General features: G+C 49.0%; 35 protein-coding genes. 32 read left to right on the top strand and 3 right to left on the bottom strand.

Annotation, left to right across the window (positions count from 1 at the left end; all coding sequences use genetic code 11):
• The 23 genes from rplB (at position 1) to rplQ (ending at position 11,774) form a co-directional block, all read left to right on the top strand.
• Entirely contained in the window at positions 1 to 837 is an 837-nt protein-coding gene (gene rplB / locus OIR97_RS13225) for a 50S ribosomal protein L2 (RefSeq protein WP_169546177.1), read from the top strand.
• Positions 838 to 847: 10 nt separating this feature from the next.
• A complete protein-coding gene (rpsS, locus tag OIR97_RS13220; protein ID WP_169546176.1) occupies positions 848 to 1,126 on the top strand; it encodes a 30S ribosomal protein S19 in 279 nt (92 codons plus the stop codon).
• A gap of 2 nt (positions 1,127 to 1,128) precedes the next feature.
• Positions 1,129 to 1,509, top strand: coding sequence for a 50S ribosomal protein L22 (rplV, locus tag OIR97_RS13215; RefSeq protein WP_169546175.1), 381 nt, complete (start codon positions 1,129 to 1,131; stop codon positions 1,507 to 1,509).
• Complete coding sequence (gene rpsC, locus OIR97_RS13210) at positions 1,509 to 2,216, top strand: 30S ribosomal protein S3 (protein WP_169546174.1); 708 nt, start codon at positions 1,509 to 1,511, stop codon at positions 2,214 to 2,216. The genes rplV and rpsC overlap by 1 nt, the downstream gene beginning before the upstream one ends.
• Before the next feature lie 17 nt (positions 2,217 to 2,233).
• Entirely contained in the window at positions 2,234 to 2,653 is a 420-nt protein-coding gene (rplP, locus tag OIR97_RS13205) for a 50S ribosomal protein L16 (RefSeq protein ID WP_169546173.1), read from the top strand.
• A 2-nt stretch (positions 2,654 to 2,655) separates the two neighbouring features.
• Entirely contained in the window at positions 2,656 to 2,847 is a 192-nt protein-coding gene (gene rpmC / locus OIR97_RS13200; protein ID WP_169546172.1) for a 50S ribosomal protein L29, read from the top strand.
• A gap of 11 nt (positions 2,848 to 2,858) precedes the next feature.
• Positions 2,859 to 3,095 carry a 30S ribosomal protein S17 gene (rpsQ, locus tag OIR97_RS13195; RefSeq protein WP_169546171.1) on the top strand — a complete coding sequence of 79 codons (237 nt, stop codon included), beginning with the start codon at positions 2,859 to 2,861 and terminating at the stop codon, positions 3,093 to 3,095.
• Between the two features lie 34 nt (positions 3,096 to 3,129).
• Positions 3,130 to 3,498, top strand: coding sequence for a 50S ribosomal protein L14 (gene rplN / locus OIR97_RS13190; protein WP_169546170.1), 369 nt, complete (start codon positions 3,130 to 3,132; stop codon positions 3,496 to 3,498).
• Entirely contained in the window at positions 3,498 to 3,821 is a 324-nt protein-coding gene (gene rplX / locus OIR97_RS13185; protein ID WP_169546169.1) for a 50S ribosomal protein L24, read from the top strand. Before rplN ends, rplX begins: the two co-directional genes overlap by 1 nt.
• 8 nt (positions 3,822 to 3,829) lie before the next feature.
• Entirely contained in the window at positions 3,830 to 4,381 is a 552-nt protein-coding gene (gene rplE, locus OIR97_RS13180) for a 50S ribosomal protein L5 (protein ID WP_407696657.1), read from the top strand.
• A 17-nt stretch (positions 4,382 to 4,398) separates the two neighbouring features.
• Entirely contained in the window at positions 4,399 to 4,704 is a 306-nt protein-coding gene (gene rpsN, locus OIR97_RS13175) for a 30S ribosomal protein S14 (protein WP_169546168.1), read from the top strand.
• Positions 4,705 to 4,716: 12 nt separating this feature from the next.
• Positions 4,717 to 5,115, top strand: a complete 399-nt coding sequence (rpsH, locus tag OIR97_RS13170; protein ID WP_169546167.1) for a 30S ribosomal protein S8 — start codon at positions 4,717 to 4,719, stop codon at positions 5,113 to 5,115.
• A gap of 9 nt (positions 5,116 to 5,124) precedes the next feature.
• The gene (rplF, locus tag OIR97_RS13165; RefSeq protein WP_169546166.1) at positions 5,125 to 5,658 is read left to right on the top strand and encodes a 50S ribosomal protein L6; all 534 of its coding nucleotides are present in this window, start codon (positions 5,125 to 5,127) and stop codon (positions 5,656 to 5,658) included.
• Positions 5,659 to 5,667: 9 nt separating this feature from the next.
• Complete coding sequence (rplR, locus tag OIR97_RS13160; protein ID WP_169546165.1) at positions 5,668 to 6,030, top strand: 50S ribosomal protein L18; 363 nt, start codon at positions 5,668 to 5,670, stop codon at positions 6,028 to 6,030.
• A gap of 12 nt (positions 6,031 to 6,042) precedes the next feature.
• Positions 6,043 to 6,594 (top strand): 30S ribosomal protein S5, encoded by a 552-nt coding sequence (gene rpsE, locus OIR97_RS13155; RefSeq protein WP_169546164.1) that lies wholly within the window; start codon positions 6,043 to 6,045, stop codon positions 6,592 to 6,594.
• Positions 6,581 to 6,775, top strand: coding sequence for a 50S ribosomal protein L30 (gene rpmD / locus OIR97_RS13150; protein WP_169546163.1), 195 nt, complete (start codon positions 6,581 to 6,583; stop codon positions 6,773 to 6,775). Before rpsE ends, rpmD begins: the two co-directional genes overlap by 14 nt.
• A gap of 30 nt (positions 6,776 to 6,805) precedes the next feature.
• Positions 6,806 to 7,285 carry a 50S ribosomal protein L15 gene (gene rplO, locus OIR97_RS13145; protein WP_169546162.1) on the top strand — a complete coding sequence of 160 codons (480 nt, stop codon included), beginning with the start codon at positions 6,806 to 6,808 and terminating at the stop codon, positions 7,283 to 7,285.
• Positions 7,286 to 7,338: 53 nt separating this feature from the next.
• A complete protein-coding gene (secY, locus tag OIR97_RS13140) occupies positions 7,339 to 8,685 on the top strand; it encodes a preprotein translocase subunit SecY (protein ID WP_169546161.1) in 1,347 nt (448 codons plus the stop codon).
• Complete coding sequence (locus OIR97_RS13135) at positions 8,682 to 9,332, top strand: adenylate kinase (RefSeq protein ID WP_169546160.1); 651 nt, start codon at positions 8,682 to 8,684, stop codon at positions 9,330 to 9,332. Before secY ends, OIR97_RS13135 begins: the two co-directional genes overlap by 4 nt.
• A 105-nt stretch (positions 9,333 to 9,437) precedes the next feature.
• Entirely contained in the window at positions 9,438 to 9,806 is a 369-nt protein-coding gene (gene rpsM / locus OIR97_RS13130; RefSeq protein ID WP_169546159.1) for a 30S ribosomal protein S13, read from the top strand.
• 1 nt (position 9,807) lies between these two features.
• A complete protein-coding gene (gene rpsK / locus OIR97_RS13125; protein ID WP_169546158.1) occupies positions 9,808 to 10,197 on the top strand; it encodes a 30S ribosomal protein S11 in 390 nt (129 codons plus the stop codon).
• Positions 10,198 to 10,295: 98 nt separating this feature from the next.
• Positions 10,296 to 11,309 (top strand): DNA-directed RNA polymerase subunit alpha, encoded by a 1,014-nt coding sequence (locus tag OIR97_RS13120; protein ID WP_169546198.1) that lies wholly within the window; start codon positions 10,296 to 10,298, stop codon positions 11,307 to 11,309.
• A gap of 30 nt (positions 11,310 to 11,339) precedes the next feature.
• A complete protein-coding gene (gene rplQ, locus OIR97_RS13115) occupies positions 11,340 to 11,774 on the top strand; it encodes a 50S ribosomal protein L17 (RefSeq protein WP_169546157.1) in 435 nt (144 codons plus the stop codon).
• A gap of 85 nt (positions 11,775 to 11,859) precedes the next feature.
• On the opposite strand, the gene OIR97_RS13110 is transcribed toward rplQ, so the two are convergent.
• Positions 11,860 to 12,312: a hypothetical protein gene (locus OIR97_RS13110; protein WP_169546156.1), complete on the bottom strand. Its 453-nt coding sequence runs from the start codon at positions 12,310 to 12,312 to the stop codon at positions 11,860 to 11,862.
• Positions 12,313 to 12,432: 120 nt separating this feature from the next.
• Between OIR97_RS13110 and OIR97_RS13105 the strand changes: the two genes are divergently transcribed.
• The 5 genes from OIR97_RS13105 (at position 12,433) to leuA (ending at position 18,641) form a co-directional block, all read left to right on the top strand.
• Positions 12,433 to 13,896, top strand: coding sequence for a Do family serine endopeptidase (locus OIR97_RS13105; RefSeq protein ID WP_169546155.1), 1,464 nt, complete (start codon positions 12,433 to 12,435; stop codon positions 13,894 to 13,896).
• Entirely contained in the window at positions 13,893 to 15,206 is a 1,314-nt protein-coding gene (locus OIR97_RS13100; RefSeq protein WP_169546154.1) for a replication-associated recombination protein A, read from the top strand. Before OIR97_RS13105 ends, OIR97_RS13100 begins: the two co-directional genes overlap by 4 nt.
• Positions 15,206 to 15,586 carry a fluoride efflux transporter CrcB gene (crcB, locus tag OIR97_RS13095; RefSeq protein ID WP_169546153.1) on the top strand — a complete coding sequence of 127 codons (381 nt, stop codon included), beginning with the start codon at positions 15,206 to 15,208 and terminating at the stop codon, positions 15,584 to 15,586. The genes OIR97_RS13100 and crcB overlap by 1 nt, the downstream gene beginning before the upstream one ends.
• On the top strand, positions 15,583 to 16,578 hold the full coding sequence (locus OIR97_RS13090; RefSeq protein ID WP_169546152.1) for an RluA family pseudouridine synthase: 996 nt from the start codon (positions 15,583 to 15,585) through the stop codon (positions 16,576 to 16,578). Before crcB ends, OIR97_RS13090 begins: the two co-directional genes overlap by 4 nt.
• Before the next feature lie 395 nt (positions 16,579 to 16,973).
• A complete protein-coding gene (gene leuA / locus OIR97_RS13085) occupies positions 16,974 to 18,641 on the top strand; it encodes a 2-isopropylmalate synthase (RefSeq protein ID WP_169546151.1) in 1,668 nt (555 codons plus the stop codon).
• A 49-nt stretch (positions 18,642 to 18,690) separates the two neighbouring features.
• Here the strand turns inward: leuA and OIR97_RS13080 are convergent, their stop codons facing one another.
• Entirely contained in the window at positions 18,691 to 19,518 is an 828-nt protein-coding gene (locus tag OIR97_RS13080) for a DMT family transporter (protein ID WP_456115325.1), read from the bottom strand.
• A gap of 196 nt (positions 19,519 to 19,714) precedes the next feature.
• The gene (locus OIR97_RS13075) at positions 19,715 to 20,320 is read right to left on the bottom strand and encodes a glutathione S-transferase family protein (protein WP_169546149.1); all 606 of its coding nucleotides are present in this window, start codon (positions 20,318 to 20,320) and stop codon (positions 19,715 to 19,717) included.
• Between the two features lie 235 nt (positions 20,321 to 20,555).
• On the opposite strand from OIR97_RS13075, the gene OIR97_RS13070 reads away from it, so the two are divergent.
• The 4 genes from OIR97_RS13070 (at position 20,556) to OIR97_RS13055 (ending at position 25,575) form a co-directional block, all read left to right on the top strand.
• Positions 20,556 to 21,224: an HAD-IA family hydrolase gene (locus tag OIR97_RS13070; RefSeq protein ID WP_169546148.1), complete on the top strand. Its 669-nt coding sequence runs from the start codon at positions 20,556 to 20,558 to the stop codon at positions 21,222 to 21,224.
• A 97-nt stretch (positions 21,225 to 21,321) separates the two neighbouring features.
• On the top strand, positions 21,322 to 22,014 hold the full coding sequence (locus OIR97_RS13065) for an ATP12 family chaperone protein (protein ID WP_169546147.1): 693 nt from the start codon (positions 21,322 to 21,324) through the stop codon (positions 22,012 to 22,014).
• 43 nt (positions 22,015 to 22,057) lie between these two features.
• Positions 22,058 to 23,590: an acyl-CoA carboxylase subunit beta gene (locus OIR97_RS13060; protein WP_169546146.1), complete on the top strand. Its 1,533-nt coding sequence runs from the start codon at positions 22,058 to 22,060 to the stop codon at positions 23,588 to 23,590.
• 17 nt (positions 23,591 to 23,607) lie between these two features.
• Positions 23,608 to 25,575: an acetyl-CoA carboxylase biotin carboxylase subunit gene (locus tag OIR97_RS13055; protein WP_169546145.1), complete on the top strand. Its 1,968-nt coding sequence runs from the start codon at positions 23,608 to 23,610 to the stop codon at positions 25,573 to 25,575.
• Positions 25,576 to 25,580 lie beyond the last annotated feature (5 nt).

The raw sequence follows: 25,580 nt of genomic DNA, 5'->3' as shown, positions 1-25,580 counted from the left end.
ATGGCTCTTAAAAGTTATAAGCCTACAACTCCTGCTCAGCGTGGCCTTATCCTCGTTGATCGTTCAGGATTGCATAAAGGCAAGCCGGTTAAAACCCTGACTGAGGGTTTGTCCGGCAGTGGTGGTCGTAACAATAACGGCCGTATTACCGCGCGTCGGCGTGGTGGTGGACACAAGCGCAGCTACCGCATCATCGACTTCAAACGTCGGAAATTTGATGTATCAGCGACAGTTGAGCGGCTCGAATACGATCCTAACCGGACAGCCTTTATTGCGTTGATCCGTTATGAAGATGGTGAGCTGTCATACATTCTGGCGCCACAGCGTATCTCAGTTGGAGACAAAGTGATCTCCGGTAAGACCGCTGATATCAAGCCTGGTAACGCAATGCCGATGAAGAATATGCCTGTTGGTACCATTATCCACAATGTGGAGATGAAGCCAGGTAAAGGCGGTCAGATGGCGCGTTCTGCTGGAACATATGTTCAGTTGATTGGTAAAGATGCTGGTTTTGCTCAACTTCGGTTGGCATCTGGCGAACAGCGGATTGTTCCTGCGGAATGCATGGCAACTGTTGGTGCTGTTTCAAACCAGGATCAGAAAAACATTAAACTTGCGAAAGCCGGTCGTTCACGTTGGTTGGGACGTCGCCCATCCGTTCGTGGTGTTGCCATGAACCCGATCGATCACCCGCATGGTGGTGGTGAAGGCCGGACATCCGGTGGTCGTCATCCTGTTTCTCCTTGGGGTAAACCTACAAAGGGTAAACGGACACGGTCTAACAAGTCTACTGACAAAATGATCATGCGGCGCCGTCCGCAAAAGCGGAAGAAATAAGGAGCGCTAGATGGCACGTTCAGTGTGGAAAGGCCCTTTTGTTGATGGCTATATGCTTAAGAAAGCTGAAGCTGCACGCGAAAGCGGTAAAAAACAAATCATTAAGACCTGGTCTCGCCGGTCAACCATTCTCCCTCAGTTCGTTGGGCTTACTTTTGGTGTCTATAATGGCCAAAAATTCGTTCCTGTTCTGGTTGATGAAGATATGGTGGGACATAAGTTCGGAGAATTCTCTCCTTCCCGTACATATTACGGCCATGCGGCCGACAAGAAGGCCCGGAGGAAATAATCATGGGTAAGCAGTCCCTCGAAAGGCAGCTTGCGGATACTGAAGCACAGGCGAAAGGTATTCGTCTGCGTGTCAGCCCACAGAAGCTGAACCTCGTGGCAGGGCTTATTCGCGGAAAATCCGCGGAAGCCGCCCTGGCAGAACTCACTTTTTCTAAGCGTGCAATCGCACGTGACGTTAAAAAGGTTTTGCAGTCCGCCATTGCAAATGCTGAAAACAATCACCAGCTTGACGTTGATCAGTTGGTTGTTGCAGAAGCACATGTTGGTAAGGCACTTGTTATGAAGCGTTTCCGCGCTCGTGGCCGTGGTCGAGCCAGTGGTATTCAAAAACCGTTTAGCAACATCACTATCGTGGTCCGTGAACGCGAGGAGCAAGCATAATGGGTCAGAAAGTCAATCCAATTGGCCTGCGCGTCGGTATTAACCGGACATGGGATTCTCGTTGGTATGCAGAAGGTGGATTCGCCGATCTGCTGCACGAAGATCTTCGTATTCGTGAGTTTGTTGAAACTGAACTGGCTCAGGCTGGCATTAGCAAGGTAATCATTGAGCGCCCTGCAAAGAAATGCCGTGTAACAATTCATTCAGCACGCCCAGGTGTGATTATTGGTAAAAAAGGTGCGGACATTGAAAAACTCCGTTCTAAAATTGCCAAAATGACAACTTCAGAAGTTCACCTGAATATTGTTGAAGTCCGTAAGCCTGAAATCGATGCGAAACTGGTTGCCGAAAATATCGGTCAGCAGTTGGCACGCCGTGTAGCTTATCGTCGGGCAATGAAACGGGCTGTTCAGTCCGCTCTCCGCCTTGGTGCTGAAGGTATTCGGATCAATTGTGCCGGCCGTCTCGGTGGTGCAGAAATCGCCCGTACTGAATGGTATCGTGAAGGTCGTGTGCCGTTGCACACACTCCGTGCGAATATCGACTACGGAACCGCTCGTTCTTTGACTACATACGGTATCATCGGTATCAAAGTGTGGATTTACAAAGGCGAAATCATGGAACATGACCCAATGGCGCAGGAAAAGGCTCAGGAAAAACAGCAAGCTGCTGGACGTCCTGCAAACCGTTCCGGTCGTCGCGGTTAAGGTAAAGGGAAAGTCTCATGCTGCAACCGAAACGCACAAAATTTCGCAAAGCGCACAAAGGACGCTTGAAGGGCGTCGCAACTTCAGGTACAACGCTGAACTTCGGTGCTTACGGCCTTAAGGCTTTGGAGCCCGGACGTATCACTGCACGTCAGATCGAAGCTACCCGTCGTGCGGTAACTCGTCACATTAAACGTTCAGGTCGTGTTTGGATCCGCATCTTCCCAGATGTTCCGGTTTCAAAGAAGCCTACTGAAGTCCGTATGGGTAAAGGTAAGGGTTCTCCGGAATATTGGATGGTACGTATCCAGCCAGGCAAAGTCATGTTTGAACTCGATGGTGTTCCGTTGGAACTTGCCAGAGAAGCTTTTGAACGTGGCGCTGCTAAGCTGCCGATCAAAACCAAGTTTATTACCCGTCTCGGTGAAGGGGGTTAATTATGAAGGCACAAGATTTGCTGGGCAAAAGCGCCGATGAGCTGAAAAGTGAGCTGATTGCGCTCAAAAAAGAACAGTTCAATTTGCGCTTCCAGAAGGCTGGTGGCCAGTTGGAAAATACGGCGCGCGTACGTCAAGTTCGCCGCGACATTGCCAAAATCAAGACGGTAATGTCGTCGCAAGCTGCGTCTTAGGAGAGTTAGATATGCCGAAGCGTATCCTGCAAGGAACAGTAGAAAGCGACAAGAACGATCAAACCGTTGTTGTCAAAGTAGAGCGTCAGGTGATGCACCCGCTTTACAAAAAATACATTGGCCGGTCCAAAAAGTACCATGCCCATGATGAGAAGAATCAGTTCAAGATCGGTGACAAAGTCCGTATTCAGGAATGTCGTCCCTTTTCTAAACTGAAACGTTGGGAAGTCCTTTACGAAAACGTCTAATTAGACGCTCGTATACCAAACGAAGGTAAAGACTATGATTCAAATGCAAACCAACCTGGAAGTTGCCGATAATTCCGGCGCAAGACGGGTGCAGTGCATTAAAGTTTTGGGCGGATCCAAACGGAAAACAGCTTCTATTGGCGACGTTATTGTTGTCTCTGTTAAAGAAGCTATTCCGCGTGGCCGCGTGAAAAAAGGTGACGTGCAACGCGCTGTCATCGTTCGCACGAAGAAAGAGATCCGCCGCACAGACGGTACCGCAATCCGATTTGACACGAACGCTGCTGTTCTGATCAATAAAGCCGGTGAGCCAGTTGGCACCCGTATTTTTGGTCCAGTAACACGCGAGCTTCGCGCTAAAAACATGATGAAAATCGTGTCTCTTGCACCGGAGGTACTGTAATGGCTGAAAAATTTACCGTGAAAAAAGGCGACAAGGTTGTCGTCCTCGCCGGTAAAGACAAAGGTAAGTCAGGTGAAGTTCTGAGCGTAGTACGCGAAGATCGCCGGGCCTTTGTTGCTGGTGTAAATATGGTCAAGCGTCACACAAAGCAGAGCCAGACAGACGCTGGCGGCATTGTTGAAAAAGAAGCTTCCATCCATTTGTCAAACCTCGCGTTGCAGGACCCTAAAGATGGTAAAGCAACCCGTGTTGGCTATAAAACTCTTGATGATGGCCGTAAAGTTCGCTTCGCGAAGCGTTCCGGCGAAGTCATTGACCAGTAAAGGATGGAATGATGTCAGCGCCTAGACTTAAAGAACTTTACAACGAAAAGCTCCGTGCGGAGCTTCAGGAAAAATTCAACTACTCCAACGAGATGAAAATTCCAAAACTGGAAAAGATCGTCATCAATGTTGGTTGTGGTGAAGCCGTCAGTGACTCCAAAAAGATCAAAGCAGTTGAAGCCGAGCTGGCTAAAATTGCGGGTCAAAAACCTGTCGTCACAGTGGCTAAGAAATCTGTCGCAACGTTCAAATTGCGTGAAGGCATGCCGATCGGTGCGAAAGTGACACTGCGTAAACACCAGATGTATGAGTTCCTTGACCGTTTGGTCAATATTGCTCTGCCTCGGGTACGTGACTTCCGTGGTGTGTCACCTAAAAGCTTTGACGGGCGTGGCAACTATGCCATGGGCCTTAAAGAGCAAATCGTCTTCCCGGAAATCGATTACGATGATGTAGCCGATGTACGGGGAATGGATATCGTGATCTGCACGACTGCTGAAACTGATGAAGAAGCGCGCGAGCTTCTGAGTGGTTTCAACATGCCGTTCAAGATCAATTGATCCTAGGAGAATAGAAAATGGCTAAGAAAAGTGCCGTTGAGCGCGATCTTAAGCGTCGTCGCCTTGTTGAGAAATACGCAGCAAAGCGCGCCGCTCTTAAAGCGATCAGTAAAGACGAAAGCCTGCCACAAGAAGAACGTTTTACTGCGCGTCTTCAGTTGGCAGCTCTTCCTCGCAACTCTTCTGAAACACGCACACGGAACCGCTGTCAGTTGACAGGGCGTCCTCGTGGTGTGTATCGGAAGTTGAAGCTTTCCCGTATCGGTCTGCGTGACCTGGCCTCAACTGGTCAGATCCCAGGCATGGTCAAGTCAAGCTGGTAGAGGAGATTAACAATGTCATTTAGTGATCCTCTCGGCGATATGCTGACTCGTATCCGCAATGGTCAAAAAGCACGCAAAGGTTCTGTTAAGAGCCCAGCGTCTAAATTGCGGGTAAACGTTCTTGAAGCTCTGAAACGCGAAGGTTTTATTCGCGGTTATGAAGTTTCAGAGCCAGAGCCAGGGAAGGCCGAAGTAAGTATTGAACTGAAATATTATCAGGGTAAGGCCGTCATCGAGCATGTCAGCCGTATCTCCAAACCAGGTCGCCGTGTTTATACAGGCGTTAAAGATATGCCTACGGTTCGTAATGGTTTGGGTATTTCCATCTTGTCTACACCTCGCGGTGTCCTTTCTGACGGTGAAGCACGTGAAGCCAATGTTGGCGGCGAAGTGCTTTGCAAAGTCTACTAAGGAGGAATTATGTCTCGAATTGGTAAACATCCGGTGACAATCCCTTCCGGCGTTGACGTACAACTGTCAGAAGCGGACGTAACCGTTAAAGGTAGCAAAGGTGTTCTGAGCATGACATTCGTCGAGGATGTTATTGTTGAACGCGAAGACGACAAAATCTGGGTAAAACCACGGAATGAGGGCAAGCGTGCTCGTCAGATGTGGGGTATGCAACGGACTTTGCTGAACAATCTGGTTGAAGGTGTAAGCAATGGCTTCACCAAAAAACTGGAAGTTGTTGGCGTCGGTTACCGGGCAGCGGTTCAGGGGAAAACTCTGAATTTGAACCTTGGTTTCAGTCATGACATCAACTACCCAATTCCAGAAGGAATTGAAGTGAAGTGTCCGTCTCCGACTGCTATCGAAATCACTGGCGCTGATAAGCAGATGGTCGGGCAGATTGCTGCCGAGATCCGCTCTTATCGGAAGCCTGAGCCTTACAAAGGTAAGGGTGTCAAATATGCGGACGAGTTCATCTTCCGCAAAGAAGGCAAGAAGAAGTAGGATACGACCATGGCAAACTCAAAAGAATTGTTCGATCGTCGTCGCCGCAGAAATCGTTCGCAGCTTCGCAAAGTTTCTGGAGGCCGTTTACGGCTTTCAGTTCACCGTTCAGACCGTCAGATTTACGCACAAATCATTGATGATGTAGCAGGTCGCACACTCTGTGCAGCCTCGTCCATCGAGAAAGATATGCGCGAAAAGCTTGGCAAGGGTGGCGATAAAAACGCTGCCACTGAAGTCGGGAAACTGATTGCAGAGCGTGCGTTGAAAGCTGGCTTGAAAGAAGTCACTTTCGATCGCGGTGGTTATAAATATCATGGCCGGGTCAAAGCCCTCGCCGAAGCCGCCCGCGAGGGCGGGCTGTCCTTCTAGGGGAATTTGATTATGATGAGACCTGATCAACAAGACAAAGGCGATTCAGAATTCGTCGACAAACTTGTTCACATTAACCGTGTGGCCAAAGTTGTAAAAGGTGGACGTCGGTTTGGTTTTGCGGCCCTCGTGGTTGCAGGTGACCAGAATGGCCGCGTTGGATACGGTCATGGTAAGGCCCGTGAAGTTCCAGAAGCCATCCGTAAAGCAACTGAAGCTGCAAAACGGAACATGATCCGCGTTCCTCTTCGTGAGGGCCGGACACTGCACCACGACTCAAAAGGTCATTTCGGTGCAGGACGTGTGTTGCTTCGCTCAGCGCCTGCGGGTACCGGTATTATTGCTGGTGGACCAATGCGTGCGGTTTTCGAAACACTCGGTGTTCAAGACGTTGTGACTAAATCTGTTGGTACTTCAAACCCATATAACATGGTGAAGGCGACTTTCGAGGCTCTGCAAAACACGACATCTCCACGTCAGGTTGCGCAGAAACGCGGTAAAAAAGCGTCTGAAATCTTGGGTCGCCGTTCAAGTAACGCGGCTAAGGAGAATGCAGATGGCTAAAGCAACAGTCAAAGTAACTCAAACCGGAAGCCCTATCGGTCGGCACAAATCACAGCGTGCTACACTGGTCGGTCTTGGTCTGAATAAAATGCACCGGACGGTCGAGCTGGAAGATACCCCTTCAATTCGGGGTATGATCCGTAAAGTTCACCATCTCGTGCGGGTCGAAGAAGCCTCTTAAGGCAGGCCCGTAGGATAAGGAATATATGATATGCGTTTGAATCAACTTTCCGATAATAGTGGTGCAGTTAAAGACCGTAAGCGTGTAGGTCGTGGTATCGGTTCCGGCAAAGGTAAAACTGCCGGTGCTGGTCAGAAGGGTCAGAAGTCCCGTTCTGGTGTCGCGATCAAAGGCTTTGAAGGCGGTCAGATGCCTATTCACCGTCGTCTGCCGAAACGTGGTTTTAACAACATTTTCCGTAAGGAATTTGCTGTTGCGAATCTCGGTCGTGTACAGGAAGCGATTGAAGCTGGTAAACTCGATGCCAAGGAAACTGTGACTATTGCCAAGCTTCAAGAAGCTGGCGTCGTCGGTAAGGTCGTAGACGGTGTTCGTCTATTGGCCAAAGGTGAACTGAAAACAAAAGTTAATTTTGAAGTTTCAGGTGCCTCTAAATCAGCAGTTGAAGCTGTTGAAAAAGCAGGTGGTACTGTCACATTGACAGCCCCAGCTGCCGCAAAAGCCGAATAAGGAAAAGCGTATAGGGCAGCTCAGGCTGCCCTTTTAACCTGGAGTATCACTAAATGGCGTCTGCAGCAGAACAAATGGCTTCCTCCATGAGCTTTGGAGCCTTTTCAAAGGCGACTGAGCTCAAGAAGCGTTTGTGGTTCACGCTTTTTGCGCTGATTGTTTACCGTATTGGTACCTACATTCCGATTCCTGGTGTTGATCCAACCGTACTTGCGGATGTGTTCTCACAGAATTCGGGTGGCATTCTGGGTATGTTCGACGTTTTTGCAGGCGGTGCGCTTGGGCGCATGACCATTTTTGCGTTGAACATCATGCCTTATATCTCTGCTTCAATCATCATGCAGTTGATGACATCTATCTCGCCTCAGATGGCGCAGATGAAAAAAGAAGGCGAGCAGGGCCGTAAGAAAATTAATCAGTATACCCGGTACGGAACCGTGTTACTGGCGACCCTTCAAGGGTACGGTATCGCTGTGGGGTTGGAAGGCATGTCTTTGTCAACCGGACAGTCTGCTGTTGGTGACCCCGGGCTTTATTTCCGTATTACCACTGTGATAACACTGGTGGGCGGTACAATGTTCCTGATGTGGCTTGGTGAGCAGATCACCGCACGCGGCGTTGGTAACGGTATTTCCCTTATTATCTTTGCCGGCATTGTGGCTGCGCTCCCGAGCGCCCTGGTCGGAACTCTCGAACTCGGTCGCACAGGGGCCCTGGATACAGCTGTTATCCTGTTCCTGCTGGTTATGTCTGTTGCGGTTATTGCGTTCATCGTTTTCATGGAACGGTCGCAGCGCAAAGTGCTCATTCAATATCCAAAGCGGCAACGAGGGAACAAAACCTACGGTGGACAGAATTCACACTTGCCGCTTAAACTCAATACAGCGGGTGTAATTCCTCCGATTTTTGCTTCATCCCTTTTGCTGATGCCGATTACCGTGGCGAGCTTCGCCTCCGGTACAGGACCTGAATGGTTGACAACAGTGACCACGCTGCTTGGCCGTGGTCAGCCACTCTATATGCTTCTGTATATTACAGGGATCGTGTTTTTCTGTTTCTTCTACACAGCGGTTGTGTTCAACCCGGACGAAACAGCTGATAACTTGAAAAAGCATGGCGGTTTTGTTCCTGGGATGCGTCCAGGCAAAAGAACTGCTGAATATCTTGACTATGTCCTGACACGCCTCACCGTTGTTGGCGCAGCCTATCTCTCGCTTGTTTGTATTTTGCCGGAGATTCTCGTATCCCAATGGCAGGTCCCGTTTTATTTCGGTGGTACTTCACTTTTGATTGTTGTTTCGGTAACGATGGATACTGTTGCTCAGATTCAAAGTCATCTACTGGCGCACCAATACGATGGTCTGATCAAGAAATCCAAACTTGGGGGACGGCGTAAATGATTCTCATTTTATTGGGAGCACCGGGAGCAGGGAAGGGAACACAGGCCCAGCGGTTACAAGACAGCAGGGGACTGGTTCAGCTTTCTACCGGAGACATGTTACGGGCAGCGGTTGCTGCCGGTACTGATGTTGGCAAAAAAGCCAAAGAAGTTATGGAAAGAGGCGAATTGGTGTCCGACGACATCATGACGGGAATCATTTCTGATCGCCTTGATCAACCAGATTGCGCCAATGGCGTCATTCTGGACGGTTTTCCCCGCACGGAAGCGCAGGCGGAAGCCCTTGATAATATGCTTAACGACAAGAAATTGTCATTAAATGCCGTTATTGAGATGAAAACAGACGATGCGGTACTTGTCGAACGGGTCACTGGCCGTTATACATGTGCCAACTGTGGAGCCGGCTATCACGATAGTTTCCTGAAGCCGGCGAAAGAAGGTGTTTGCGACAAATGCGGTGGGCAAGAATTTACCCGGCGTAGTGACGATAATGCAGAAACCGTGACATCACGGTTGAAAGCCTATCATGCACAGACAGCACCACTCCTTCCCTACTACAAGGGAAAAGGCATTCTGAAGCAAGTTGACGGAATGGCCGAAATTAATGAAGTGACCCGGCAGATAGAAGCAGAATTGCAGAACATCTAAAGTGTTGACTAGGTGAAACAAATTTATATAATCGCGCGCTTCCCGAAAGCGCAAGATTCAAACGGGTCGATTTGGCCCGATTTATGGTGATGAGGAGAAACTAGCGTGGCTCGTATTGCTGGTGTGAATATCCCGACTAACAAGCGGGTCGAGATTGCACTGACCTATATTCATGGCATTGGTTCCTTTCAGGCGAAAGAAATCTGTAAGTCAGTTGGTCTGAAATCAGAGACCCGTGTGAACGAACTTAGCGATGCTGAAGTACTTAGCATTCGCGAAACAATCGATCGTGATCATGTCGTTGAAGGTGACCTGCGTCGTGAGACTGCAATGAACATTAAACGCCTGATGGATCTTGGCTGTTACCGTGGCCTGCGCCACCGTCGCGGCTTGCCTGTGCGCGGTCAGCGGACACATACAAATGCCCGTACCCGTAAGGGCCCGGCAAAGCCTATCGCTGGAAAGAAGAAGTAATATGGCTAAAGATAAGACACGTATTCGCCGCCGCGAGCGGAAAAACATCATCTCTGGTGTGGCTCACGTAAGCGCGACGTTTAACAACACTAAGATCATGATCACGGATGCACAGGGCAATGCGATTGCCTGGTCATCTGCAGGTTCTCAGGGGTTTAGTGGTTCACGTAAATCAACACCTTTCGCTGCACAGATTGCTGCTGAAGACGCTGGTAAAAAAGCTATGGACCACGGCATGAAGACCCTAGAGGTCGAAGTTAAGGGCCCAGGCTCAGGACGCGAATCAGCACTGCGTGCGCTTCAGGCTGTCGGTTTTACAATTACGTCAATTCGCGATGTATCACCGATTCCACATAATGGCTGCCGCCCGCCAAAACGCCGTCGCGTTTAATTAGGTATATGTGGTAAGTGTCGTCATTAGTGACTACACTGAGAGTTTAGAGATAACGCAGGCCCATGGTGGGCCTGCAAAGCTATGAGGTCAACGCCGTGATTCAGCAAAACTGGAAAGAGCTAATCCAGGCCAATCTCTCCATCGAACCGGGAGATCAGGGCGATCGTGAAGCGACAATCGTCGCCGAACCGCTTGAAAGAGGGTTCGGTCTAACTTTGGGTAATGCGTTACGTCGTGTCCTGCTTTCAAGTCTGCAGGGTGCCGCGATTACATCGATCCAGATTGACAATGTTCTTCACGAGTTTTCGTCAATTGCCGGTGTCCGCGAGGATGTCACAGATATTGTTCTGAACCTGAAAAAACTGGCTATTCGTAGTCACGTTGAAGGTCCGAAGCGGATTTCACTTCGTGCGTCTGGCCCCTGTGCTGTTACAGCAGGCATGATCGATACTGGGTCAGATATTGAAATCATGGATCCAGACCGGGTAATCCTTACCCTTGATGACGGTGCAACCATTAACATGGAAATGACAGTCAATACGGGTAAAGGGTATGTGGCCGGTGCGGCTAACCGTCCGGAAGATGCACCGATTGGTCTTATCCCGATGGACAGTCTGTACAGCCCAGTGCGCAAAGTCAGCTACAAAGTTGATGCGGCGCGTGAAGGCCAGGTACTGGACTATGATAAACTGACTTTGAAAGTCACAACGAACGGAACCGTTAGCCCGGAAGATGCGGTTGCTTATGCAGCACGGATCCTTCAGGAACAGTTCCAGTTGTTCATCAATTTTGATGAGCCTGAAGAAGTTGTTGTTAAGGAAGAGAATCAGGAACCAGAAGTTAATCGGAACCTGCTTCGTAAAGTTGACGAACTTGAACTTTCTGTTCGTTCTGCAAACTGCCTGAAAAACGACAACATCGTTTATATCGGGGATCTCATTCAAAAGACAGAAGCAGAAATGCTTCGCACACCGAATTTCGGTCGTAAATCCTTGAATGAAATCAAGGAAGTGCTGGCTCAGATGGGTCTGCATCTTGGAATGGAAGTGCCGAACTGGCCGCCCGAAAATATTGAAGAATTGGCCAAACGGCTAGAAGAACCTTTTTAGGGCAGCCAGCACTGCTTTGGAGTAGATAAAATGCGTCATCGTAAATCTGGACGTAAGTTCAGCAGAACTTCATCTCATCGCATGGCGATGTTTGCCAACATGGCAGCATCATTGATCAAGCATGAGCAAATCAAAACGACACTGCCGAAGGCGAAAGATCTTCGTCCGATTGTCGAAAAACTGATCACACTTGGCAAACGGGGTGATCTTCATGCACGTCGTCAGGTGTTGGCTCAGCTTTCTGACAAAGCGATCGTCGACAAACTGTTCACAACAATTGCTGAACGGTATGCTGATCGTGACGGTGGATACACGCGTGTCCTTAAAGCTGGTTTCCGGACCGGTGATGCGGCGCCAATGGGCGTGATCGAACTTGTCGATCGTGACCTTGACGCCAAAGGTCAGGACAGTGGACCAGACCAGAACGCAGAAGAAGAAGTTCTGGAAGCCGAAGCCGTCGCGTAACGTGCCCTTCGATACCAATTAAAAAAGGCAGTCAGTGATGACTGCCTTTTTTGTTGTTTGGCGGTTGGTTCCAGGGAGGGCTGATCTATTTGGCCGCGCCTTTCAGGATATCAAGTATCAGGTTCGTACCACGTTCAAGAAGGACGATATCGTTGTCGACAATAACGCGATCAAAGCGGCTGCCCCTTTTTGGAAGGCGACTTAGCAGATCGTCCGGCAATGAGCGTTTTTGGAGACCAGGGGGTAAAGTACCGTTCCGTTCCAGTTGTTTTTGCAACCCGGGAGGAAGTTGTTCTTTTTTTGCAAGCCCCGGTGGAAGACCTTTCTTTTTGCCTTTCTTCTTATCGTTTTTCGGAGACTCCGCGCGGTCTTTAAAATAGTCGTCGATGATCCGCTTTTCGATCTCACTAAAGACCACACGGGCGATTTCTTTTCCTGATAGATTGGATTCACTTGCGGCATAAGTATTAGGAACCGCTTGGGCGCCGAAGGCAAAAATCGTGGCCAGAGTTAAGAAAGTTGCTGTTCTTCGTTTCAAAATCTTCTCCTTAACAAAGGAATGCAGGCACTAATTCAGTTTATTCAGGCACACATTCTGGACCAAAATACTGTACAACAGTATACATATTCATTCATGGTAAAAAGAATTGACGAAATTATGACGATACGGCGATCAAATAAGATTAGATACCCACAGCAGCGATTGGCGGCACTCGTTAATTCCCTGATTACCGGGTTGGCGATTGCTGTCTTGCTTGGGAATATGGCCCAAGCACAGGCCCAGAAAACGGTCCCTCAAAGCCGAAGCGAAATTACATTGTCCTTTGCGCCTTTGGTGAAGAGGGCATCGCCGGCTGTTGTGAACATCTTTACAAAGAAAACCGTCGTGCAGGCCGCCCGCCCGAGTTTGTTTAGCGATCCCTTTTTTGAACAGTTTTTTGGTCCTGGAATCCGGGATAAAAAAAGCAGAAAGCGCACTCAAAGTTCGTTGGGGTCCGGAGTCATCGTGAACCCGGATGGGACGATTGTGACCAACTATCACGTGATCGCCGGCGCGGATGAAATTACGGTGGCCCTTCAGGATCGGCGTGAATTTGACGCGACGCTTGTGTTGGAGGACGAACGCACAGACTTGGCGGTGTTGCGAATCGATGCTGAAAGTGAACAACTGCCGTTTTTGGAGTTCAGGGATTCAGATGACCTTGAAGTGGGCGACCTCGTGCTTGCAATCGGTAATCCGTTCGGAGTGGGGCAGACGGTTACAACCGGCATAATTTCAGCGCTAGGGCGGTCTACCGGGGTGCGCAACGATATTCGGTCTTTCATTCAAACGGATGCGGCGATCAATCCGGGCAATTCAGGCGGTGCGCTCTTAACAATGGATGGAAAAATTGCCGGGATCAATTCTGCGATTTTCAGTAAGGGGGGAGGCTCCTTGGGGATCGGCTTCGCTATTCCTGCTAATCTTGTCCAGTCCGTTTTGAGTAATGGCCTGGCAACAGGGCAGGTTATTCGTCCATGGCTGGGTGCCGAAGGGCAGACTGTCACACGGGATGTCGCCGAGGGGCTGGGACTGAAGCGGACCGGTGGTGTCCTGATCAACAATGTTTATGCAGATAGTGCGGCTGACGTTGGGAAGCTTGAAACCGGGGATGTTATTTTGGCGGTTGATGGACACGAAGTTTTGGATCCCCAGGCATTGCTGTACCGTATTTCCACTGGAATAATAGGAGAGAAAGCCATTATCACGGTCTTCCGAAACGGTCAGGAAATTGATTTGGCAATCCCGTTGATGACAGCACCGGAAAAGCCAGCACGAGATATCTTTGAGTTGACGGGACAGCAGCCATTGGCGGGCGCTGTCGTTGGTAACCTTTCGCCTGCCTATGCACTTGAAATTGGAATCCCCGTTAGTTTGAAGGGCGTTATTGTTTCGAAGGTTAAAAAGGGAAGTATTGCCGCGCGCTATAATATTCGCCCTGGAGACATCATTACGTCGGTGAATGCTCAAAAAGTCAACACGAACAGGCAGTTGCAAACGTTACTGAATGATGCTGACGGGCGTTGGATCATTAGTTTGGTTCGTAAAGGGCGGACGCTTACATTTCAGGTGTCGAGTTGAGTGATCTGTTTCAAAAACAGGTCGCCGAAAACCATGCAGGACGACCGCTTGCCGATCGGTTGAGACCCGCTGTCTTAACAGATGTGGTCGGGCAGGATCATCTGTTGAAAGAGGGCGGCTCGTTATATCGAATGATTGAAGCCGGTTGGTTGGCATCGCTAATTTTTTGGGGACCTCCTGGAACCGGAAAAACAACAATGGCCCGATTATTGGCTGAAAAGGTTGATCTGCATTTCGAACAGATATCGGCGGTTTTTTCAGGGGTCGCAGATTTAAGAAAAGTATTTGATGCGGCCAAAATACGCAAAGCAAATGGTAGGAGTACCCTTTTATTTGTTGATGAAATTCACCGGTTCAACAAATCACAGCAGGACGGGTTCCTTCCTTTTGTTGAGGATGGAACCATTACACTTGTCGGTGCGACAACAGAAAACCCGTCTTTTGAATTGAACGGTGCACTGTTATCCCGATGTCAGGTTCTGGTTCTGGAACGGCATACAGATCAATCCTTACAGGTTCTGCTGGATCGTGCGGAACAGTTGGAAGAGCGGAAAGTCCCCCTGCAGGAAACCGCAAGATCTGCTTTGTTTCAGTTAGCCGATGGCGATGGCCGATTTTTTCTGAATATGGTTGAGACGGTGTTCAGAACGGGCGATAAACCCCTTGATGCAGAGGAACTGGCCGCCGCGATTTCAAAAAAAGCACCGGCCTACGACAAGGATGGGGAGGGGCATTATAATCTGATTAGCGCCCTGCATAAATCACTCCGTGGATCTGACGTTAATGCAGCTTTATACTGGTTTACCCGGATGCTTGATGGAGGAGAGGATCCTCTTTATATCCTACGCCGCCTTGTGCGCTTTGCGGTGGAAGATATCGGCATGGCAGACCCCAATGCTTTGGTGCAGGCTAATTCAGCAAAAGAAGCGTATCAGTTTTTAGGAAGCCCCGAAGGTGAGTTGGCAATCGCGCAATCGGTTATTTATCTTGCGACGGCACCAAAATCCAATGCCGCGTATCGGGCTTATAAGGATGCGGCAAAATCGGCCAGAAAAAACGGCTCGTTTATGCCGCCCAAGCATATTCTGAACGCACCAACGGGAATGATGAAGGATATGGGCTACGGAAAAGATTATGCGTATGATCATGATACGCGTGATGGTTTTTCCGGGCAGAATTATTTTCCGGACGGGATGAAGCGGGAAGACTATTATAATCCTGTTTCTCGTGGCTTTGAGAGAGATATTCAAAAGCGATTGGATTATTGGGCTGGACTGCGACTGAAGAAAAATCAGGAAGAAAAAGACTGATGGGGATGTATTTATCAATTGCGCTTGGCGGCGCGCTTGGCGCTTGCGCCCGATATGGTGTGGGGCAGATTTTTTTCAAAGTAGTGGGTTCTGGTTTTCCTTTCGCTACATTATTCGTGAATATCGCTGGTTCTTTCCTAATGGGAGCCCTAATTGAATATATGGCGCTGAGATGGTCCCCTAGCCCGGAAATGCGGGTGTTTCTGGTGACAGGATTTTTAGGGGCTTTTACAACATTTTCGACTTTTTCTCTGGATGTAGCCGTCCAGGTTCAACGAGGCGATTATTTTTCAGCAGGCAGTTACATAATGCTGTCTGTCCTTTTATCTATTGCAGGCCTGTTTGCAGGGTTGCATGTCATGCGGATGGTGATGGCGTGAGCAGAGTACAGTTTATCGAAGTAACAGAAGCTGAGGCCGATCAAAGAGTGGATAAGTGGTTCAAAAACCGCTTTCCCGGTGTAACCCATGGTCAGCTGGAAAAATTTCTCCGAAAAGGAGAAGTGCGGGTTGATAAGAAGCGGGTTAAAGCCAAGGATCGATTAGAGCCAGGGCAATCCGTACGAATACCGCCCTTGCCTGAATGGGCAACCCAGGCATCCGAGAAATCAGGCGCCGTTAAAACCAATAAAATGGTGCTGACAGATCATGATATTACAGATATCCGTCAAATGATCCTGCATATGGATGACGATGTGATTGTCCTGAATAAACCCGCGGGGCTGCCAGTTCAGGGCGGCAGCGGGCAAACCAGGCATATTGATGGATTGCTCGATGGATTGCGCTTTGATTATGATGAACGTCCACGTTTGGTTCACCGTCTGGATAAAGACACTTCAGGGGTTCTTGTCATTGGGCGGACCCGTTTGGCAACCAAACATCTGACGGAAGCATTTAAACAACGTACAACCCGCAAAATTTATTGGGCTCTGGTCGCGGGTGTTCCGCGCCCGCATCAAGCGACGGTCTCCTACAATCTGACCAAGATTGTAACGGCCGCTGGCGAGAAAGTAGTCGTTGATCGGTCTGGGCAAAAGGCGATCAGTGACTATTCCGTGGTCGCAGTAGCGGGAACGAAAGCTGCATGGCTGGCTCTAAAGCCGTTGACAGGCCGAACCCATCAGCTTCGGGTTCATTGTGCTGCCATAGAACATCCTATTGTTGGTGATGGAAAATATGGCGGACCGGAAGCCTTTCTGGAGGGGGCCATATCCAAGAAAATGCACTTGCATGCGAAAGAAATCACGATTTCTCATCCGGCAGGTGGCGATCTAACCGTTGCAGCGCCAATCTCCAGTCATATGGAGGCAACCTGGAAACTTCTTGGTTTCCATGAAAATGATTATGAGGACCCGTTTGACGAACTTTTATAGTCATTTGAGGTTTTTGGCTTGACTAATCTGAAGCAATGGATAATTTTTTCATCATGAATTACGCAAATGAACTTCTCGGCCTACTACGACTTACTGGCCCGGCGCTATAAAAGCTGCCGGGGCGTGTGAAGTCCTTTTCCCTTCTGTGTCGAGAAAATCAATGTTTGCAGATACGACCAACTGGTCTGACGTTAAAAATACTCAAGTTTTCAAATCTGATCCATTTATTAGCCAGGATGATATGACGCTTTCATCCGGGGGGCTCTCTCGACTTATGCACGGTCGCCGTTCTGAGTAGCGACCGGTGACCGTATTAAGCTGCACATAATTCAAACTAAAAACACGTGCGCGCCTGACAATTAATGCGCTGCAAAGAATATTCTAAGGACAAGACAATGACATTCACTCCTGGTGATAAATATGTACCTTTCGAGCCGATCAAACTGGAAGATCGTCAATGGCCAAGTAAAGTAATCGACAAAGCGCCGATTTGGTGCAGTGTTGATTTGAGAGATGGCAATCAGGCCCTGATCGAACCGATGGGACATGAGCGCAAATTGCGGATGTTCCGGCATTTGGTTGATCTGGGTTTTAAGGAAATAGAAGTTGGGTTCCCCTCTGCCTCTCAGACCGATTTTGATTTTGTCCGCCATCTTATTGAGAATAACGAGATCCCGGATGGCGTTAAAATTCAGGTTTTGACACAGGCGCGTGAAGAGCTGATCCGCCGGACGTTTGAATCAATTGAAGGTGCCAAAGAAGCGATCGTTCACCTGTATAACTCCACATCAACACTGCAGCGCCGTGTTGTCTTTGATATGGACAAAAAGGGCATCAAAGAGATTGCCACCGAAGGCGCAAAGTTGGTTCGTCAGTTGGCGGATGAAATGCCGCAAACTAAGGTTCAGATGGAATATTCGCCTGAGAGCTTCACCCAAACAGAGCTGGAATATGCCTGCGAAGTGTGTACAGCCGTCATGGAAATCTGGAAGCCGACGGAAGACAATAAAATAATATTCAATCTGCCAGCGACAGTCGAAGTTGCGGGACCGAATGTGTATGCCGATCAAATTGAATGGATGCATCGCAATCTGCCCGAGCGGGAAAAAATTATTCTGTCATTGCATCCCCATAACGACCGGGGAACCGGCGTCGCTGCGGCTGAGTTTGGCATCATGGCCGGTGCGGACCGCGTGGAAGGTACGTTGTTTGGGAATGGTGAACGGACAGGCAATGTGGATGTGGTCAATATTGCCATGAATATGTACACGCAAGGGGTTAATCCAGACTTGGATTTCAGCAACATCAATGAAGTCGTGCGGACTGTAGAATATTGTAACCAGTTGCCCGTTCATCCGCGTCATCCTTACGGCGGTGAACTGGTCTTTACGGCGTTTTCTGGATCTCATCAGGATGCGATCAAGAAAGGTTTCGCGGCCTTGAAACAGGCAAATAGCGAACTTTGGGAAATTCCTTATTTGCCAATTGACCCACAGGATTTGGGGCGCAGCTATGATGCGGTAATCCGGGTAAACAGCCAGTCAGGGAAAGGCGGGGTCGCCTATCTGTTGCAAGAAGATTATGGAATCGAGTTACCCCGTATGCTTCAGGTCGAGTTCAGTAAGACCATTCAGCAGATTACAGACGAAACAGGCAAGGAACTGTCCTCCGCGTTTATTTATGATGTTTTCAAAAAAGAATATTTGGAAGCAAGCGGACAGATTGAATTCGTTAATCACCAGACAACAGTTGATACGCACGCGTCCGAGCGCCGTATCCTGAGCGCGACAATTCGCGAAGGCGGTAATGAGAAGGTTATTGAAGGGGCTGGAACAGGCCCGATCGATGCGTATATGTCCGCCCTGAAAGAAAATTTCGGTGTTGATCTTGCGGTTAATGACTATCGTGAGCATACGACAGGCTTTGGTGCTGATGCCGTGGCTGTTGCCTACGTGGAAATGCGGGATGCAGAAGGCCGGCCGGTCTTTGGTGTCGGTCAACATGCGAATATCGTGACAGCGTCTTTGAAGGCAATCACCAGTGCGGTCAATCGCGCGAGTTAACGCCATTCTGAAGAACGATAAGAACAGCCCGGTCATTGCCGGGCTGTTCTTATTTGAAATACTTTAGCAACCGACCGTCAATCACCAGTAGACCCATCGCAATACATCCCATACCAGTCAAAGCAATTAGGCTGATACTTTCGCCTAAAAACAGATATCCCATGATAATCGCACTTGCCGGAATTAGTAAGGTAACCAACGATGCGTTGGTCGATCCTGCGGTTTTGATAAGATGGAAATACAGAATATAAGCAACAGCTGTGCTGAAAAATGCCAGACCGCCAACCGCTAGTAAAACAGAGTTGCTGACGGATGCGATAAATGTCCAGGGTTGATCGACAATCAGAACAATTGGTAAGAGCATTATCGTTGTCGCGGCAACTTGGCCGGTTGCGCTGACTGCAGGTTCTATCCCTTGTTGCGACAGGCGTCTTACATAGACAACGCCAAAACCATAAAGGAAAGTCGCTCCCAGAACGGCAAGTTGACCCAGAACCGCCATGCTGGACAGACCGTAAGTGCCAATATCTGGTCCCAGCATTATGGCAACGCCGGCGATCCCCAGTAAAATGCCGACAATCCGCCGGATAGTAAGTTTTTCGGAGGCCTCATTGCCGATAACATGGGCGACAAGCGCCGCAAATAAAGGTGTTGTCGCGTTTAGAATGGAGGCAAGTCCACTGCTGATATGGGTTTGACCGAAAACGATTAATGAAAAAGGGATCAGGTTGTTGACCAAGCCAATAACCGCAAAGGCTTTCAGGGTTGGCAGATCTGTTGGAAAGTGATGTCCGCGAAGTCGCAGATAAAAGAAAAGGGCAAATGCAGCCAAACTTACACGGCCTAGAACCACCGTCAGAACCGGCAGTTCCTTCACCGCAACGCCGTTAAAGAAAAATGAACCGCCCCATAAAAACGACAGTACTATAAGTATAAACCAGTTAATTAAATTAAGGCTGGTGTTTTGCGGAATCGCTGAAGAATTGCTCATCAATAAACCTTACAATTTCTGTTGGAGGTAGCTTTACCGTTTTCGAGACCAGAAACTATCCGGATCACGACTATACGTGCGGCTATTTATCTGTGATGAGAGAATGGTGAGCCAGATCTGCGATTTTCTTCAGCCAGGTTTGAATGCCTGGATAATCGTGCAAATCAAAGCCTCCTTCATGGGCAACATGCGTATAAGCGTATAAGGCGATATCCGCGATGCTAAAACGATCGGCGACGAGAAAAGGGTGTTCTTTCAGTTGATTTTCCATGACATCAAGAGCTTCATATCCTGCCTTTCGTTTTGCAGGAAGTTCCTGTTGTTGTTGGTCGGTAGGCCCGCCATGGGTCATCCAATACCGGAGCACAGCGATATTGGGTTCATGACTATATTGTTCAAAAAACAGCCACTGTAACACCCGTGCCTTTTCAATCCGATCTGTCGGAAGCAAGGATGTTCCCTCCGCCAAATACATGAGGATTGCATTTGATTCTGCGAGGCATTCACCATTTTCCAACTGTAACAAAGGGATCCGCCCGTTTGCGTTCAACCGGAGAAAATCTTTCGTCCGGGTTTCGCCTTTTAGAATATCTTTTTCAACGAGGGTGTAGGGAAGCTGTAGATGCTTCAGGGCCAAACGGACTTTATAGCCGTTACCGGACGGCAAGAAATCATACAAAAGGTACATCTTTGATTTCCTTATCAATTTTAATTTATGATTTCCTGTCCCAGAGACCATATCGGACCTTTCATCGTTCGCAAATAGTTTTTTATACAAACAATGTTGTCGAAGAAACTGCGTTTAAAGGAAGGGCATTGCAGACAGGCTGTTTGTCTTTCAAGGCCAGTTGATGTAACAGTTCGTTTGAATTTCACAGCTGCTACAAAGCTGAAATACCCCTTATTGAGACAAGGATCGGATTATGACGGATGTGCCGTTAAAGTTGGTGGTTTTTGATTGTGATGGAACGCTGATCGATAGTCAGCACAATATTGTCTATTGTATGCGGGAAGCCTTTACCTGCAAGGGGCAGGAAGTTCCGGATGATGCCTCTGTCAGGTCAATCATTGGGCTTAATCTGGATCAGGCAATTCACAGTTTGATGACAGATAAAGACGATGACGCACTGCTTCTTTCATTGGTCGATGCCTATAAGAATGCCTTTATGAGCCGGCGGCTTCAACCTGATCACCACGAGCCACTTTATGACGGAACTCTGGACATTCTGATTGCGCTGGAAAAAGCGGGAACGCCCATGGCGGTTGCGACGGGGAAATCCATGCGGGGTTTGAAGGCTATTATCGAGCAGCACAATCTTGAGCGGTTTTTCGTGTCACTGCAGACCCCGGATACCAATCCGGGAAAACCTCATCCACAGATGCTGGAAAAAGCAATGACTGCCGTAGGCGCTGACGTCAAAAACACCTATATGATCGGTGATACCAGCTATGATATTTCCATGGCGAAGAACGCCGGTTGTCATGCAGTCGGCGTGAATTGGGGCTATCACGATGAAGAAACTCTCTGGCAGAGCGGAGCAGATCATCTAATCCATCATTACAAAGATCTGTATTCCTTGATACATCCCTAATAAAGATGCAGAAAAGCTTGATTTTTCTCGAGAAGACAGTATAAACCAAACGACTGTTTGTTTTATCCAATCAAAATTTGGCGACAAAGAAACATTTATGAAGCGTTTTTATGAAAAAGCAGAAGCAGGTTCTTTAGAATCTGGCATGACGGTCCTGCTCGATGGGCGTCCGATCAAAACGCCTGCAAAAGAAAAACTTCTGTTACCATCAGAACAAATGGCCGTTGCAATCGCCAATGAATGGGATGCTCAAGACGAAAAAGTTGATCCGTCAACGATGCCCTGCATGCAATATGCGGCCACGGCAATTGACCGGGTTACAACGCAGCGAGACGCCGTCATTGACGAAATTTGCGGATACGGTGGCACCGATCTGGTCTGTTACCGGGCGAGTTATCCGGCGCCTCTGGTCAAAAAGCAATCAAAGGCTTGGGATCCACTACTGGAGTGGATAAAAAATGAACACGATATTTCATTGAAAACTACAACTGGCCTGTCCCACGTTAAGCAGGATGAAGCGGCGCTTGAAAGATTTCGCGATCTGGTACAGGCGAGAAACGATTTTGAGTTGGCAGCTATCCATACCATTGTCAGCCTGACCGGCTCAATGGTGGTAACGCTGGCTGTTACCGACGGGCATCTGGATGGCGAGATGGCCTTTGAAGTAAGTGAATTGGATGAAACCCATGTTATTGAAGAATGGGGGGAAGACGCGGAAGCTGCTTTGCGCAGAAAGAATAATAAGCAAAGCCTGCTGAATGCGATCCGGTTTTTAACCCTTTGTGACTAATGAAAAACACCGCCGTGTTCTGTAAAGGCGTTAGGGAGTTGATATGAAAGATATTATCCAAAAGCTTGAAGAAAAACGGGCCGTAGCACGTTTGGGAGGCGGGCAAAAACGAATTGACTCGCAGCATAACAAGGGAAAGCTCATCGCGCGGGAGCGAATTGAATTCCTCTTGGATGAAGGATCTTTCGAAGAATGGGATATGTTCGTTGAACATCGCTGTACCGAATTCGGCATGGAAGATGAAGCAATAACCGGTGATGGGGTTATTACCGGACATGGGACGATAAACGGGAAGCTTGTCTTTGTCTTCTCGCAGGACTTCACTGTTTTCGGCGGGTCTCTTTCCGAGTATCACGCGAAAAAAATCTGCAAGGTCATGGACAAAGCCGTTCAGGTTGGAGCTCCGATTATTGGTCTGAATGATTCAGGGGGCGCACGTATTCAGGAAGGCATCGACAGTCTTGCGGGTTACGCGGAAGTATTCCAGCGGAATGTCATGGCGTCTGGTGTTATTCCTCAAATTTCCGTTATTATGGGGCCGTGCGCGGGCGGCGCTGTTTACTCGCCTGCCATGACTGATTTCATTTTCATGGTCCGCGACAGCTCCTACATGTTTGTAACCGGACCGGATGTTGTGAAAACGGTTACAAACGAGAGTGTGACCGCAGAAGAGCTAGGTGGTGCGGGAACCCATACTAGTAAGTCGTCCGTTGCCGATAATGCCTATGACAACGATGTGGAAGCCCTTTCAGAGGTTCGCCGCTTGGTGGATATGCTGCCGGCGTCCAATCGTGAGCGGTCTCCTGTCCGGCCTACTTTCGATGATCCTGATCGGAAAGAGCCTTCATTGGATACGTTGATCCCGGATAACCCGAATAAACCATACGATATGATGGAACTGGTTGAGAAATTGTCCGATGAGGGTGATTTCTTTGAAATCCAACCTGATTTTGCCAAAAATATTATCACTGGTTTTGCTCGCATCGAAGGGCAGACGGTTGGTATCGTGGCCAACCAGCCGATGGTCTTGGCGGGGTGTCTGGATATTGATAGTTCCCGTAAAGCGGCCCGTTTTGTCCGTTTCTGTGACTGTTTTAATATTCCGATTGTCACCCTTGTGGATGTCCCGGGCTTTTTGCCGGGAACTTCGCAGGAATATGGCGGTATCATTAAACATGGCGCGAAACTACTCTACGCATATGCAGAAGCAACCGTGCCAAAAGTGACCATTATTACCCGTAAAGCCTATGGCGGCGCCTACGATGTGATGTCGTCTAAACATCTGCGCGGCGACGTGAATTATGCGTGGCCGTCCGCTGAAATTGCTGTAATGGGTGCCAAGGGCGCTGTTGAGATTATTTTCCGGTCGGAAATCGGCGACGATGCGAAAATCGAGCGGCGCACAGAAGAATATAAAGAACGTTTTGCCAATCCGTTTATCGCTGGTCATCGAGGCTTTATCGACGACGTGATCATGCCGAATAACACCCGTCACCGGATCGCAAGTTCGCTTCGAATGTTAAAAAACAAAGAATTAGAAAATCCGTGGAAAAAACACGGAAATATACCGCTGTAGGCGAGGAGGAACGCACAATGTTTAAGAAAATCCTGATTGCCAACCGTGGCGAAATCGCCTGCCGTGTTATCAAAACCGCACGGGAAATGGGCATTAAAACTGTTGCTGTTTATTCGGATGCCGATGACGGCGCGATGCATATGCAGATGGCCGACGAAGCTATTCATATTGGGCCAGCCCCGGCGGCGGAGAGCTATTTGATCATTGAAAAGATCATAAACGCCTGTAAGGAAACGGGGGCGGAAGCCGTCCATCCTGGCTATGGTTTTCTTTCAGAAAATCAGGCTTTTGCCGACGCGCTTGCCAAAGAGAATATTACCTTTATCGGCCCTGGCAAAAAAGCGATTGCCTCGATGGGTGATAAAATCGAGTCCAAGAAGCTGGCGCTGGAAGCGGGCGTGAATACCGTGCCGGGTCACATGGATCTGATCGAAGATGCGGATCATGCCGTTAAGATTTCCGGTGAAATTGGTTATCCTGTGATGATCAAGGCGTCAGCTGGCGGCGGCGGTAAAGGAATGCGTGTCGCCTGGAATGATGACGAAGCGCGCGAAGGTTTTCAGTCTGCAAAAAATGAAGCCATCAGCAGCTTTGGCGATGACCGTATTTTTATCGAAAAATTTGTTGTCGATCCGCGCCATATTGAAATTCAGGTGCTTGCGGATAAGCAGGGAAACTGCATCTATCTGGGCGAACGGGAATGTTCTATCCAGCGACGCCATCAAAAAGTCATTGAGGAAGCGCCAAGCCCGTTTCTCGATGAAGCCTTGCGTAAAGCAATGGGAGAGCAGGCTGTCGCGCTGGCGAAGGAAGTGGATTATCATTCTGCCGGAACAGTCGAATTTATCGTTGGCGCTGATCGGAGTTTCTACTTTCTGGAAATGAACACCCGTCTGCAGGTCGAGCATCCTGTGACCGAATTGATCACTGGGGTCGATCTGGTTGAGCAAATGATCCGCGTTGCAAATGGCGAAGCGCTTTCGTTGAAGCAGGAAGATGTGACGCTGACCGGTTGGGCTGTAGAAAGCCGCCTGTATGCCGAAGATCCATACCGGGGTTTCTTGCCATCCATTGGTCGCCTAAGCCGCTATCATGCGCCCGAAGGAAAGAATGTTCGGGTCGATACGGGGGTGACGGAAGGCTCTGAAATCACCATGTTCTATGATCCGATGATTGCCAAGCTCTGCACGTATGGGCCGGATCGTGCCACGGCAATTGAACGGATGAGCCAGGCCTTGGATGCTTATGAGGTGAAGGGAATTGCGCATAACATCAATTTCCTCAATGCCGTGTGCAATCATCCACGTTTCAAAGAAGGGCGCCTGACCACCGGATTTATCGCCGAAGAGTATCCAGACGGGTTCTCCGGTGTGGATTTGACGGACGGTGCCTATAACAATATCGTTGCCCTTGCAACGCTGGTTCATTTGCGCCAGACAACCCGTGAGATCATGGGAATGGCTGAGACCGCGGGTTCCAATTGGGTTGCGAGTGAGGGGCTGGATCGCCAGACGGCACTCTCTGTCGAAGATATCGAGCATGGTATCGATGTGACGATTGACGGTCACGTGCTGGCGGTACGATGTGACTGGTTGCCCGGACACCGGCGAATTGTTGCGGATATTAACGGGAAACTGGTGGCAGGCCTTGTTGAGAAAGCGGGGGATGGCATCCGAATTACCCATGGTGGTGGTGTCGTTGAGCTGGCCCTTCGGCGGCCACGGCTTGCAGAGCTAGCCAAATTCATGCCTGTGAAAGTCGCGCCGGATCTGTCAAAATTTCTGTTATGTCCAATGCCGGGACTGATTGTATCGGTGAATGTCGGACTGGGCGATGAAGTCAAGGCTGGCCAGCCGCTTGCGGTTGTTGAAGCCATGAAGATGGAAAATATCCTCCGGGCGGAACAGGACGGCATCGTCTCGGCCGTGAATGCTGCCGCCGGTGACACGCTGGCAGTGGATGACGTTATTCTTGAGTTTGAATAAGGGAA

The organism is Sneathiella aquimaris (assembly GCF_026409565.1).
GTDB classification, from domain to species: domain Bacteria; phylum Pseudomonadota; class Alphaproteobacteria; order Sneathiellales; family Sneathiellaceae; genus Sneathiella; species Sneathiella aquimaris.
The sequence above is the reverse complement of the archived record's forward strand: the minus strand, read 5'-3'. Positions and strand labels throughout refer to the sequence as shown.